10 protein-coding genes and 1 tRNA gene are annotated in these 13,779 nt (G+C 64.5%); 8 read left to right on the top strand and 3 right to left on the bottom strand.

The genetic code is table 11. From position 1 onward, the window contains the following. Positions 1-239 precede the first annotated feature (239 nt). Positions 240-1,763 carry an IS21 family transposase gene (gene istA, locus WIT60_RS15010; protein ID WP_339582727.1) on the top strand — a complete coding sequence of 508 codons (1,524 nt, stop codon included), beginning with the start codon at positions 240-242 and terminating at the stop codon, positions 1,761-1,763. Positions 1,764-1,780: 17 nt separating this feature from the next. Beyond that, complete coding sequence (gene istB / locus WIT60_RS15015) at positions 1,781-2,545, top strand: IS21-like element helper ATPase IstB (protein WP_339582728.1); 765 nt, start codon at positions 1,781-1,783, stop codon at positions 2,543-2,545. A gap of 49 nt (positions 2,546-2,594) precedes the next feature. On the opposite strand, the gene WIT60_RS15020 is transcribed toward istB, so the two are convergent. Further along, complete coding sequence (locus tag WIT60_RS15020) at positions 2,595-3,386, bottom strand: GAF domain-containing protein (protein ID WP_339584686.1); 792 nt, start codon at positions 3,384-3,386, stop codon at positions 2,595-2,597. A 167-nt stretch (positions 3,387-3,553) separates the two neighbouring features. Between WIT60_RS15020 and WIT60_RS15025 the strand changes: the two genes are divergently transcribed. Further along, the gene (locus WIT60_RS15025) at positions 3,554-4,714 is read left to right on the top strand and encodes an HPP family protein (RefSeq protein WP_339584687.1); all 1,161 of its coding nucleotides are present in this window, start codon (positions 3,554-3,556) and stop codon (positions 4,712-4,714) included. An 86-nt stretch (positions 4,715-4,800) separates the two neighbouring features. Here WIT60_RS15025 and WIT60_RS15030 read toward each other — a convergent pair. After that, positions 4,801-4,877, bottom strand: a tRNA-Pro gene (locus tag WIT60_RS15030). Between the two features lie 104 nt (positions 4,878-4,981). Here WIT60_RS15030 and WIT60_RS15035 point away from each other — a divergent pair. Genes WIT60_RS15035 through WIT60_RS15050 form a run of 4 tightly spaced genes read left to right on the top strand, consistent with a single transcriptional unit; the run spans position 4,982 to position 8,151 of the window. Next, entirely contained in the window at positions 4,982-5,737 is a 756-nt protein-coding gene (locus tag WIT60_RS15035) for an MlaE family ABC transporter permease (protein WP_339584688.1), read from the top strand. A gap of 1 nt (position 5,738) precedes the next feature. Beyond that, entirely contained in the window at positions 5,739-6,491 is a 753-nt protein-coding gene (locus tag WIT60_RS15040) for an ABC transporter ATP-binding protein (RefSeq protein WP_339584689.1), read from the top strand. Beyond that, positions 6,488-7,462: an MlaD family protein gene (locus tag WIT60_RS15045; RefSeq protein WP_339584690.1), complete on the top strand. Its 975-nt coding sequence runs from the start codon at positions 6,488-6,490 to the stop codon at positions 7,460-7,462. The genes WIT60_RS15040 and WIT60_RS15045 overlap by 4 nt, the downstream gene beginning before the upstream one ends. 2 nt (positions 7,463-7,464) lie before the next feature. Next, positions 7,465-8,151 carry a PqiC family protein gene (locus WIT60_RS15050; RefSeq protein WP_339584730.1) on the top strand — a complete coding sequence of 229 codons (687 nt, stop codon included), beginning with the start codon at positions 7,465-7,467 and terminating at the stop codon, positions 8,149-8,151. Positions 8,152-8,223: 72 nt separating this feature from the next. On the opposite strand, the gene hrpA is transcribed toward WIT60_RS15050, so the two are convergent. After that, positions 8,224-12,261: an ATP-dependent RNA helicase HrpA gene (gene hrpA / locus WIT60_RS15055; protein ID WP_339584691.1), complete on the bottom strand. Its 4,038-nt coding sequence runs from the start codon at positions 12,259-12,261 to the stop codon at positions 8,224-8,226. A gap of 9 nt (positions 12,262-12,270) precedes the next feature. Here hrpA and WIT60_RS15060 point away from each other — a divergent pair, with 9 nt between their 5' ends. Beyond that, the gene (locus WIT60_RS15060; protein ID WP_339584692.1) at positions 12,271-13,758 is read left to right on the top strand and encodes an amidase; all 1,488 of its coding nucleotides are present in this window, start codon (positions 12,271-12,273) and stop codon (positions 13,756-13,758) included. Positions 13,759-13,779: the final 21 nt, after the last annotated feature.

The raw sequence follows: 13,779 nt of genomic DNA on the forward strand, positions 1-13,779 counted from the left end.
TGCGTATTCCGGTCCAACGTGACCGTTGATTCCGGCGGATCGTGACCGCCGATTCTGGTTCATCGTGACCGGCCATTCTGGTCGAACGTGACCGATTTTTGCACCTGACCGGAATCTCGGTCACGATGCCGGAATCACCGGTCACGATGCCAGCATGGCGTCGTATGCCACCGTGATGGTGTTGCGCAAGTTGTCTCACCCAATGCAGTTAGCCTGCCCAGTTTTTTGCTGGAGCCGGCATGCCTGCACCAAGGATTCACATGCGCAAGATCAAGGACGTTCTGCGTCTCAAACTCGATGCTCGGCTCTCGCACGAGCGTATCGCCGCCGCCCTGGGCATCTCCAAAGGCGTGGTTACCAAGTACGTCGGTTTGGCCTCGGTCGCAGGTCTGGATTGGCACTCCATCCAGCCCCTGGACGAGACCGCTTTGCAGCATCGCCTGCTGGCACCGCCGCCACGGCCGCAGCACTTCGTGCACCCCGACTACGCCCAGATTCACAAAGAACTGCGCCGCAAGGGCATGACGCTCATGCTGCTGTGGGAGGAGCACACCCAGCAGCACCTGGACGGTCATACGCACTCCTACTCGCAGTTCTGCGAGAACTACCGCCGCTACGCCAAGACACTCAAACGCTCGATGCGCCAGACCCACCGCGCAGGCGAGAAGCTGTTCATCGACTTTGCAGGTCCCACGATCGAGTTGGTGGACGGCAGCCGTGCCCACATCTTCGTGGCCGCTCTGGGCGCTTCGAGCTACACCTTTGCGTGTGCCACACCGCGCGAGACCATGGCCGACTGGCTTGATGGCTGCGCCCGCGCCCTGACATTCATCGGTGGGGTGCCCCAGCTCATCGTGCCGGACAACCCCAAAGCCCTCATTGCCAACCCCAACCGCTATGAGCCTCGCGCCAACGAGACGGTGGAGGACTTCGCTCGCCACTACGGCACCTCGATGCTACCGGCGCGGCCCTATCACCCGCAGGACAAGGCCAAGGTCGAGTCTGCCGTGCAAGTTGTCGAGCGTTGGATCCTGATGCGACTGCGCCACCAACGCTTTGCGAGCGTGGACGATGTCAACGAGGCCATCGCGCCGCTGCTGGAACAACTCAACAACAAGGCATTCCAGAGGTTGCCTGGCAGCCGAGTCAGCACGTTTGCAGAGTTGGATGCGCCAGCACTGCAAGCCTTGCCTCTGCAGCCCTGGGAATTCGCCACCTACAAGACCGTGCGCGTGCACATTGATCACCACGTCGAGATCGAGGGGCATCGCTACAGCGTGCCGCAGTCCTTGGTCGGGCTGGTCCTGGAGGCACGCATCACCACGCGCGGCGTGGAGATCGTCCACCGTGGTCAGCGTGTTGCCGCTCATCTGCGCTGTCTCCACAAGGGGGGCTTCACCACCGTGGCGGAGCACATGTCGGCAGCGCACCGCGCGCATCGGGAGTGGACCCCTGAACGCCTGATTCACTGGGGCGGCACCATTGGTGTGGCCTGTGCCAGCACCGTCCAGCGTCTGCTGGAGGAGCGACGCCATCCCGAGCATGGCTACCGCGCCTGCCTGGGGCTGCTGTCACTGGCCAAGAAGTACGGCAAGCCCCGACTGGAAGCCGCTTGCCTCATCGCCCTGGAGCTCGGCACCGTCAAGTACAGGCACGTCAGCGACATTCTGGCAAACGGCCGGGATCAGGTGCCCGCCACGACCGCCACCGACTGGACCAGCCCGCACCATGCCCACGTTCGTGGCCCCGGTTACTACCAGTGAACAGACAGGATTGCACCATGATGATGAACACGACTTTGAACCAGCTGCGTGAACTCAGGCTGATGGGCATGCTCACAGCCCTTGATGAGCAACTGACGCAGGCCGGCATGAGCGCTGTCAGCTTTGAAGAACGCATGGCTCTGATCGTCGAGCGCGAGCTCCATTGGCGCCACGACAAGCGGCGTGCACGCCTGCTCAAAGAGGCCAAGCTGAAGTACCCCCAAGCCGCCATTGAGGACATCGATACACGAGCTGGACGCGGCCTGGATCGCAAGGCTGTCATGAGCCTGGCCTTGGGTGATTGGATCGACAGCGGCCACAGCGTGCTGATCACCGGCCCCACCGGAGCTGGCAAATCCTGGCTGGCTTGTGCGCTGGCCCAGCACGCCTGTCGCCGCGGTCGCTCTGCCTTCTACCAACGTGTGCCACGTCTGAGCGAAGAGCTGCGCATCCGTCACGGCAATGGCACCTTTGGCAAGTGGCTCATCCAGTTGGCCAAGACCGATGTCCTGTTGCTGGACGACTGGGGCATGGCTGGGCTGGACAACCAGGCCCGCGCTGACTTGCTGGAGATCATCGACGACCGAGCTGCCAGCAAGGCCACCATCATCACCAGTCAGCTGCCCATTGAACACTGGCATGCCTGGGTCGGTGACGCCACGATTGCCGACGCGATCCTTGATCGCCTGATGCAGCGAAACCACCGATTCACTCTGACCGGTGAGTCCCTGCGACAAAAGCCCAAACCCACGAAAAAGGAGCCCGACTCAGACCCATCGTGACCGACACCCCTACAATTTGAACGCGCAACACCTCACACGGTGCAACCGGTCACGATGGGCCGGAATCGTCGGTCACGTTCGCCAGAATACGCATCAAGCTGATCAAGGGCCGATCAGCCCTGCCAGAGCGTGCATGCAAGGCTTGGGCAACCAGTTCTTTGCCCACACCCGTCTCACCGGTGATCAACACCGTCAACTCACTGGCGCCAACCAGGTCAATCTCCTTGAGCAACTGCTTGAACGCGACGCTGTGTCCGATGAGTTCGCGCTCAGGCTGTCCTGCAGCTCGCCTGTAGGACTCGGCACGCAGGCGCTCGGTTTGCAGCAGTGTCGCCAATCGGTTGATACGCATCACAGCACCGACCGTGGCCGACGCAAGGTTCGCAAACGACTGCAGCCGCTCCAGATGTTCATCGCTGAAACGCCCTCTCTCAACGGCATCCAGCGTCAACAGCCCCCAGATTCGCCCTTCCACCTGCAGCACGCAACCCATGCAGTCATGAACCTCCAGGTGCGCATGATCTCCCTCGATCAGCCCATCGTAGGGATCGGGCAGGGTGCTGTCGGCATCGAAGCGTTTGGCTTGTCCACTGGCCAACAGAAATTGAAAGCGCGGGTGATCTGCCACCTTGAAGCGTCGCCCCAGGGTGTCTCTGCTCAGCCCCTCGGTCGCCAGGGGCAACAACACATCCCCGTCCAGCTTGAGCAAAGCCACGGCATCACAAGGAAAAAGCGAGCGCGCCGCGTGCAGCAAGCGCCGATAACGCTCCCCCTCTGGCAGGTCCTGAGGCAAGTCCCCCACCAGAGCAACCAAGGTTCTCAACCAATCAGCTGTTGTCATACCGACATGCAATCGAGTCAATATGACTCGAATCAATTATGGGTCAATTGGACATTTTCACCCGCAAGTACTTGATATGACAGGACAAGGGTTTTGGCATGTGCATTGCGATGTATCAATGCCGACCACTCCAAGTGTGGAGTCACGCTCTTTCAGATACCACAGGCATGCAGACCATCTCCAGAACCGTACAGATCAAGACTTTCATGCTCATGCGCTTGCGCCATTGGCTGCCCGCACCACCCATGCCGGTCGGCCGGCAAACGCTGTTTCTCGGCGTGCTGAGCGCCGCCATCGGCTTGAGTTTCATGGAGTGGGTGAGCCATCACTGGCTGGGTGCCCACGCCCATGGGTTCATTGCGCCCATGGGCGCTTCGGCGGTGTTGCTGTTCATGCTGCCACTGAGTCCCATGGCGCAACCCTGGTCCGTGATCGGGGGCAACGTCGTGTCTGCCTTGATCGGCGTCTTCCTGCAGCACTGGCTGGGCGACACCGGATGGTGCGTGGCCTTGGCGGGTGCCACTGCCATCGGAGCCATGTGCACACTGCGGTGCTTGCACCCGCCAGGCGGGGCGGTGGCCATCATGGCCGCGCTGGGAGGAGGACCCGCACACGAGATCGGGTACGAGTTCGCGCTGACGCCCGTGGGGCTGAACTCGATCCTGCTGGTGCTGATGGCACTGCTGCTGAACAACCTCACGGGGCGGCGATATCCACACCGTGCGTCAGTTCCCCCCTCTTCGCCCCATCACACGAATGACCCTCGGCCCAGTCACCGCATGGGTGTTCAAGCCCAAGATCTGGATGCCGCCCTGGCATCGTTTGGCGAGTTGCTGGACATTGAGCGCGACGATCTGGAGGAGATCGTCTCTCGCGCGAACTTGCAAGCACAGCGCCGCCAGTGGGCGGACGTGCACTGCGAGGACATCATGTCGCGCGATGTCGTCACGGTCAGGGACACCGAGAGCGTGGAAACCGTCTGGATCCGATTGTCACGACACAAGGTCAAAGCTCTGCCGGTGACCAACAAGGCCCACCAACTGGTCGGCATCGTGTCCCTGCACGACTTCTTTCTCAGCCATACCGATCAGACCTTGAGGAAGCTGGCGCCCGGCAGGCTTGTCAGCGACATCATGACCACGTCGGTGAGCAGCGTGTACCCAGATCAACCCATCGCCGATCTTGTCCCCGCCTTCTCCGACGGGGGACTGCATCACATGCCCGTGGTCAATGCAGAGGGGCATGTGGTGGGCATGGTGACGCAATCTGATCTGGTGGCGGCGCTGTTTCACCAAACCATCCGCCGTTCACATGTGACAGGTCGGTGAGGATTCGGGGCGCGCGCGCTTCACGCGTCGCTGCGACGACAAACAAAACGGGCCAGCACCTCACGATGCTGACCCGTTGGATTCAATGGTCGGGGCGGTGGGATTCGAACTCACGACCCTCTGCTCCCAAAGCAGATGCGCTACCAGGCTGCGCTACGCCCCGACTAGACCGCTAGTATAGCCTGTGAAGCACCCTGCCCCACACCCCGGTGTGCAGAAAAATGCAACGGGGCGCGGCAATGTCTTTTTGACGCGCTATAAAGAGACATGCTCACCCCTGTTCAACAGGCCATCACGCTGCTGGGTGACACGCTGCTGGCGGTGTGGCGTGGCACGCGGCGCGGCTGGCAGTTCCGCCCGCAAGACTTTGCGCGCATCCTGGCCGATGCCAGTGCGCGGGCCTTGCTCATCGTGCTGGTGGTCAATGTGCTGGTGGGCGCCATCATCGCTTTCGTCGGCGCGGTGCAGTTGCTCAAGTTCGGGGCCGGCATCTTCGTGGCCGACCTGGTGGCGATTGCCATCTCCCGCGAAATGGCTGCCGTCATCACCGCCGTGGTGATGTGTGGGCGCACCGGCGCGGCCTTTGCGGCCGAGCTGGCCACCATGCAGGCCAATGAAGAGATCGACGCGCTGGCCGTGCTGGGGCTCAATGCGGTCGACTACCTGGTGTTGCCGCGCGTGCTGACACTGCTGTTCATGATGCCCCTGCTGTATCTGTTCGCCTGCGTGGGCGGATTGGTGGGCGGATTCGCGGTGAGCTCGTCGCTGCTCGACCTGGCTCCGGTGGCCTACTTTGACCGCAGCGTGGCCGCACTCACCTACACCCACCTGGGCCTGGGCTTTTTCAAGAGCATGGCCTTTGGCCTGCTGGTGTCGCTGGCAGCCTGCTTTCACGGCCTGTATGCACCGCGCAATGCGGCCGGCGTGGGTTCGGCCACCACGCATGCGGTGGTGGCGGGCATCGTCGGCGTGATCGCGCTGGATGCCGTGTTCGCTGTGTGTGCGGACGCGCTGGGGATCTGACATGAGCTTGCTCGGCGTGCGTGACCTGAAGCTGCAGTACGGTGCCAACCTGATCCAGGAGCACATCAGCTTCGACATTGAACCCGGCACCATCTTTGCCGTGATGGGCGGCAGCGGCTGCGGCAAGAGCACCTTGCTCAAGTGCCTGATCGGCCTGCTACCACCGGCCTCTGGGCAGGTGCTCTACCGCGAGCAGGATTACTGGGCCAGCCCGGAGCGCACCCGCAACGAACTGCGTGCCGACATTGGCGTGCTGTTTCAGAGTGCGGCGCTGTGGTCCTCGATGACGGTGCTGGAAAACGTCCTGCTGCCGCTGGAGGTGCAGGGCACCTTGCCCAAGGCACAGCATGAAGCCCGCGCCCTCGAAGCACTTGAATGGGTGGGCATGGCGGCCGCGCGCGACCGCCCGCCCGCCGATCTGAGTGGCGGCATGAAAAAGCGCGTGGGCCTGGCACGCGCCATCGTGGCCTGCCCTCACCTGCTGTTCCTCGACGAGCCCTCGGCCGGGCTGGACCCGATCAGCTCGGTCAAGCTCGACCGTTTGATTCTGGACATCCGTGAACGCACCGGTGCGGCCATCGTCATCGTCACGCATGAGCTGCCCAGCATCTACGCCCTGGCCGACGACGGCATCTTCCTGGACGCAGAGCACAAACGCCCCATTGCCCATGGCAAACCCACGCTGATGCGCGACACGGTCATGCACCCCACGGTGCAGGCCTTCATGCGCCGAGAGGAGATCGACACCCTATGAAACGCCATGCTTTTCTGGTGGGCGCCTTCGTGCTGCTGGCCCTGGTGCTGGTGGTGGCCGGCGTGCTCACCCTCAACAAATCCGGCTGGTTCCACACTCGACACCAGGCGGTGGTGTACTTCGATGACAGCGTCAAGGGCCTCTACATTGGCGCGCCGGTCACCTTCCGCGGCGTGAAAATGGGCGAGGTCACACGCATTGGTGTGGAAGTGAACCAGCAGACCCTGGTCGCACGCATCCCCGTCACCCTGACTCTGGGCGCCGAATCGCTGCAGATGGACTCGGGCAGTGGGCAAGCCCAGGAGCTGGATCTGCCAGAGCTGGTCAAACGTGGTCTGCGCGCTCGTCTGATCCTGCAAAGTGTGGTCACGGGGCAGACCGCCATTGAGCTGGACTTCCGACCGGACCTGCCTGGTCGTTTGCTCGCTGATGGCAAAGGGCCCATCCCGGAGATCCCGACCATGCAGGACAAGCTGGACGCCCTGATCACCCAAGTGCAAGAGCTGCCGCTGGGCGAGATGGTGGCCGAACTGCGTCAGACCATGCGCACCCTCAACGACACGCTCAAGACGAGTCAGACTGCGATTGAAAAGACCAGCCAACAGCTGAACGCCACCGGTGTTCAAGCCCGCCAGACCCTGGCCACCGCCGATGCGGCCTTGAAGAATGTGGAGGCGCAAACCACGCTCACCTTGCAGTCCCTGCAGCAACTGAGCGACACGACGCGCGGCACCGTTACGCAGATGCAGCCGACTCTGCAACAGACTTTGCAGGAAACCCGACTGGCCGCCGAAGGCGCACGCCGGGCCATGCAGGACCTGGCGGCGGTGGCCGCACCGGGCTCTCCCTTGCGCACCGATGTGAATGCGGCGGTGAGCGACCTGTCGCAGGCTGCACGCAGCCTGCGTTCGTTTGCCGACCAGGTCGAGCGTGAACCCAACAGCCTGATCTTTGGAGGAAGCCAGCCGTGACGATGCAAGCTGTTTCGCCGGCCCGTCGTAAGACGCAGCCTGGGCGTGCGTTCAAAGCCTGTTGCCTGCCGCTGTGTGTGGTGCTGGGCATGACGCTGGCAGGCTGTGCCAGCTCCCCGCCTGAGCGAACCTGGTTGTCGCTGCCTTGGGACGCCAGTCCCGCAACGCCGCAGGCGCCTGCGCCGGCCACCGGGAGTGCCTCGACGCCTGTCACCACCGGCATCGCGTCGCGCGGCACCCCACAGCTGCGCCTGCTGCGCGTGCAGATCCCCGAATACCTGCAGAGCAACCGAGTCCGCTACCGCGACAGCGCCGCCACCCTGGCGGAATGGCCGGGCGTGAGATGGGCGGAGCGTGTCGAGATCGGCCTCACCCGCCACCTGGCTGCGCAATTGAATGGTCTGGTGGGCGCAGGCGCGGTGTGCGACGACATCTGTAACGCCACGCCCAATGTCGGCAACCTGCAAGTGAGCTTTGTCGTGCTGGACCACGACCGGCCCCAGGCACGTCTGCATGCCCAGGTGAGCTGGGCGCTGACCCCGACACCAGGCAGCGCCGCCACCCCGCGTCAAGGGCAAGTGCGCTGGGCGGAACCCGTGCAGGACGACAGCCCAGCGGGACAGGCCGCGGCCATGGCACGTGTCAATGCCGCCATCGCTCGAGAGCTGGCGCAACAACTGGGCCTGTGAAACGTCTAGCTCGGCAGATCAGGCCTTGCACGGATCAGGCGGCGCACACCCTGGCGCTTCCGCCTCGGGTGATCAAGCCGTGATCTGCGCCCAGGCCTTTTCCAGTCGCTTGATGCTGACGGGCTGGGGCGTACGCAGCTCCTGCGCGAACAGGCTCACGCGCAGCTCTTCCAGCAGCCAGCGGAACTCGTCGGTGCGCGCATCCAGCACGCCTTTGAGCTCGGCCAAGCGGCGGGTGTAGCGCTGGTCCAGCGGGCGCAGTTCGCTCAGGCGTTGTGCGTCGCGGGCCGGGTCACCTTTGAGCTTGTCCAGGCGCAGCGTGATGGCCTTGAGGTAGCGCGGGAAGTGCTGCAGCTGCGTGTACGGCGTCTGCACGATGAAGCGCTTGGGCATCAGGCGCTGGAGCTGGCCCGCGATGTCGTCGGCCACGTCCTTGGGCGGCTTGGCGTCTTTCAGCTTGCGCGTGGCGGCGGCGTACTCCACCAGCACCGTGCCCACCAGGCGCGCCACTTCCTGCGCGATCAGGTTCAGGCGGGTGCGCCCTTCTTCCACGCGCGCCTTGAAGCTGGCGGCATCGGTGGGCAGTGGTTCGGCCAGGTAGGCGCGGTCCAGCGCCACGGCGATGATCTGGTCGCGCAACTCGTCCGCCGTGCCCAGGCTCATGTAGGCCATGGCCATCTTCTGCAGATCGGGGATGTTCTTTTCCAGGTACTTCAGCGGCTCCTTGATCTGCAAGGCCACCAGACGGCGCAGACCGGCGCGGTGTTTGGCCGCGGCCACGTCGGGTTCGTCAAAGATGTCGATCTCAACGTGAGCGCCCTTGTCGATCAAGGCAGGGAAGCCCACCAGGGTGTGCCCACCGCGTTGGATCTCCATCAGCTCGGGCAGTTCGCCAAAGGTCCAGTCGGTGAAGGCTTGCGCAGCCTGAGGCTTGGCGGCGGCACCGCCGGACGCCCCACCTGAGCCACCCTTGCCTGCGCCCCCCTGGGCGCCTGCAGGCACGCGCTGCGCCCCACCACCCGGCATCGCACCTCGACCGTCGGCCTTGCTTGGCGCTCCCTGTGTTCGCACCCCGGGCTGAGAGGCAGAGGCCCCCTCGCCTGCCGCACCACCCGAAGTAGCACCGCTCGCACCGCCTTGTGCCACCGCCTGCGCCTTCAGGGCCGCCAAGGCTTGGAAAGCCCCCCGCGCCAGGGAACCCAGCTCAGCCTTGAGCACCGCGAGATTGCGTCCCATGCCCAGCTGTCGACCATGCTCGTCCACCACGCGGTAGTTCATGAACAGGTGGGGCGAGAGCATGTTCAGCTTGAAGTCGTTGCGCTTCACATCCAGCTGGGTCTTGTCGCGCACGGCCTTGAGCAGCACGTCCATCAGGCCGCCCTGCCCGAACGGCACCGACTGCACGAAGGACTCGGCGTAATCGGGCAGCGGCACGAGGCGCGCACGGGGCTTTTGGTGCAGGCTCTTGAGCAGCGCCAGCACCTTGTCCTTGAGCATGCCAGGCACCAGCCATTCGCCGGGCTCTTCCTGCACCTGATTGAGCGCGAAGATGGGGATGGTCACAGTCACGCCATCGCGGGCGTCGCCGGGTTCGTGCAGGTAGGTGGCCGAGCAGTCCACGCCGCCCATGCGGATCACCTTGGGGAATGCCGCGCTGGTGATGCCTGCCGCTTCGTGGCGCATCAGCTCCTCGCGGCTCAGGTAGAGCAGCTTGGGGTTCTCGCGGCTGGCCACCTTGTACCAACGCTCGAAGCTGTGGCCGCTCATCACCTCGGGCGGGATCTGTGCGTCGTAGAAGGCGTAGATCAGCTCGTCGTCCACCAGCACGTCTTGGCGGCGCGACTTGTGTTCGAGCTGCTCGACCTGGCTGATCAGCTTGCGGTTGGCCGCCAGGAAGGGCAGACGCGTCTCCCACTCCTGCCCCACCAGCGCTTCGCGGATGAAGATCTCGCGGGCCTTGAGCGCATCGACCAGACCGAAGTTGACGCGCTTGTTGTTGTAGACCACCAGGCCATACAGCGTCGCCCGTTCCAGCGCCACCACCTCGCTGGCCTTCTTTTCCCAATGCGGGTCGAGCAGCTGCTTTTTGAGCAAGTGGCCACCCATCTGCACCAACCAGGGCTGTTCGATGTTGGCAATGCCACGTCCAAACAGGCGCGTGGTCTCGACCAGTTCGGCCGCCAGAATCCAGCGCCCCGGCTTCTTGCTCAGGTTGGCGCCGGGGTGCTTGTAGAACTTGATGCCACGCGCGCCCAGGTACCAGTCTTCCTCGTCGCTCTTGCAGCCGATGTTGCCCAACAAGCCCGACAGCAGCGACAGGTGCACCTGCTCGTAGGTGGCCGGGGCACCGTTGAGGCGCCAGCTGTGCTCGGCCACGACGGTGTGCAGCTGGGTGTAGACATCCTTCCACTCGCGCACGCGGCGCGGGTTGATGTAGTTGTCGCGAAGCAGCTGCTCGTACTTGCGGTGGCTGAGCTTGTGCTTTTCTGGCTGGCCCGGTTCGTGGTGCCCATGCCCACCGCGCGACTCGTCCAGCCACTTCCACAGCTTGAGCGTACCCATGAACTCCGACTTCTCGTCGTCGAACTGCTTGTGCTTGGTGTCGGCCTGCTGTTGCTGGTCAATGGGCCGGTCGCGCACGTCCTGCACGCTCAAGGAGGCAGCGATCACCAGCACCTCGGCCAGCGCCTGCCGGTCCTTGGCTTCCAGGATCATGCGGCCCACGCGCGGGTCGAGCGGCAAGCGGGCCAGGTCCATGCCCAGCTTGGTGATCTCGTTGTTGTCGTCAACCGCGCCCAGCTCGTTGAGCAGCTGGTAGCCGTCGGCAATGGCCTTGCGCAGCGGGGGTTCAATGAAGGGGAAGTCGTCCACCAGGCCCAGGTGCAGCGACTTCATCCGCAAGATCACCCCGGCCAGCGAGGAGCGCAGGATTTCAGGGTCGGTGAAACGCGGGCGGGCGTTGAAGTCCTTCTCGTCGTACAAACGGATGCAGATGCCGTTGGCCACCCGGCCGCAGCGACCGGCCCGCTGGTTGGCCGCCGCCTGGCTGATCGGCTCAATCTGCAGTTGCTCGACCTTGTTGCGAAAGCTGTAGCGCTTGACACGCGCCAGGCCCGAGTCGATCACGTAACGGATGCCCGGCACCGTCAGTGAGGTTTCGGCGACGTTGGTGGCCAGCACGATCCGGCGTCCACCCCCGGTTTTGAAGACCTCGTCTTGCTCCTGTTGGCTCAGGCGTGCAAACAGCGGCAGGATGTTGGCGGTGACGCGGTGGTGGGCAAAGTGCTTGCGCAGGTGGTCGGCGGCTTCGCGGATCTCGCGCTCACCGGGCAGGAAAACCAGGATGTCGCCACTGCCTTCGCGCCATAACTCGTCGGCGGCGTCGGTGATGGCCTCGTTCAAGCCGTATTCGCGGCTTTCCTCAAAGGGACGGTAGCGCTGCTCGACCGGGAACAGGCGCCCGGACACCATGATGACTGGCGCCGGGCCCTTGGCAGACTCGAAATGCTTGGCAAAGCGGTCGGCATCGATCGTGGCCGAGGTCACGATGATCTTCAGGTCCGGACGGCGCGGCAGCAACTGACGCAAGTAGCCCAGCAGGAAGTCGATGTTGAGGCTGCGTTCGTGCGCCTCGTCGATGATGAGGGTGTCGTAGGCGCGCAGGTCCGGGTCGCCCTGCGTCTCGGCCAGCAAGATGCCGTCGGTCATCAGCTTGACGCTGGCGCCTGGCTGCAGCCGGTCCTGGAAACGCACCTTGTAGCCCACCACCTCGCCCAGGGGCGTGTTCAACTCCTCGGCAATGCGCTTGGCCACACTGGAGGCCGCAATCCGCCGCGGCTGGGTGTGGCCGATCAGCTTGGGTCGCAGGTGACGCGGCGCCTTCGGGTCACGCGGCTGGCCCCAGCCCCCGCGCCCCATGGTCAGCGCAATCTTGGGAAGCTGCGTGGTCTTGCCCGAGCCCGTCTCGCCGCAGACGATGATGACCTGATGCTCGCGCAGGGCGGCTTCGATCTCGTCGCGTTTGCCGCTGACGGGCAGCGATTCCGGAAAGGTGATGGCGGGAAGGAACACGGGTAAGACTGGAGAAAGCCGCAGGGGAAAAGTGCGCATTATCCCGCCATGCACTTCGACGACTACCAACGCTACGACGCCCTGGGCCTGGCCGATCTGGTCCGCCGGGGCGAGGTTCACCCCAGCGAGTTGCTGGACGCGGCCCTGGTGCGCGCCGACGCCACGGCTTCACTGAACGCCATCGTGATGCGGCTGGATGACAGTGCACGCGCACGGACCCAGGCGCCATTTGATCCCTCGGCCCCGTTTGCCGGCGTGCCCTTCCTGGTCAAGGACCTCTTCCAAGACCTGAAGGGACTGCCCTCCTCAGGTGGCTGTCGCGCCCTGAAAAACGTGCCCGTGCCCGAGGATGCCGACGTGGTGCGTCGCTGGCGTGAGGCCGGCCTGGTCATTTTCGGCAAGACCAACACGCCCGAGTTCGGCGCCAAGAACGTGACCGAGCCCCTGGCCTGGGGTCCGGCTCGCAATCCCTGGGATCCCACCCGCACCCCCGGTGGCTCCTCCGGCGGCTCGGCGGCGGCCGTAGCGTCGGGCATCGTGCCCGTGGCGGGCGCCAACGATGGCGGCGGCTCCATCCGCATCCCGGCAGCGGCCTGCGGGTTGTTCGGGCTCAAGGCGGGCCGCGGACGCATCTCCATGGGCCCGATGATGGGCGAGGCGCTTAACGGCGCGGCCGTGCAAGGCGTGGTCTCCCACAGCGTGCGCGACACCGCCGCGATGCTCGATGTGCTGCAAGGCCCGGAGGCGCACGCGCCCTATCACATGCCCGCGCCCGAGGTGCCCTACCGGAAATGCCTGGAACGCCCGCCGGGCCGCCTGCGCATTGGTTACAGCACGCACTCTCCCATCGGCACCCCGGTGGACCCGCAGGCCATCGCGGCCGTGGCCGACGCGGCGGCCTTGCTCACCGACCTCGGCCACCACGTCGAGCCTTGCGACACGCCCTTCAACGGCGTGCAACTGGCGGAAGACTTTCTGCTGGCCTGGTTCTGCGCCCAGGCCGTCATCATCGACCACATCGAGCGCACCCACGGGGCCAGCCGGAACGACTTTGAAGCCGACACGCGCCTGATGGCCGCCATCGGTCGCCGCACCTCGGCCTTGCAACTGCTGCAGTGCGAGGCACGCTGGCATGAGCACAACCTGGCGCTGTCCACCTTCCACGCCCAATACGATCTGTGGCTGTCCCCCACGCTGGCCGCGCCACCGCCCCTGATCGGCAGCCTGGCCACCCCGCCGGCCCTGGCCATGGTCAGCGACGTGGCCGCTCGCCTGGGCCTGGCCGGATGGCTCAGCGACACGCCGCAGTTCAAGCAAACGGTGCTGAGCAACCTGGGCTGGACGCCATACACCCAACTCGCCAACCTCACTGGGCGCCCCGCGATGTCGGTGCCGCTATACCGCACACCCGAAGGCCTGCCCCTGGGTGTGCAGTTTGTGGGGCCACTCAACGGTGAAGCGCAGTTGCTGCAATTGGCATCGCAGTTGGAAGCAGCACGCCCATGGCATCAGCCCCTCAGCGCAATTGCAGCCTGAAAAAGAGGTAGAGAAAACGGA

The organism is Aquabacterium sp. G14 (assembly GCF_037482285.1).
GTDB lineage: Bacteria > Pseudomonadota > Gammaproteobacteria > Burkholderiales > Burkholderiaceae_C > Aquabacterium.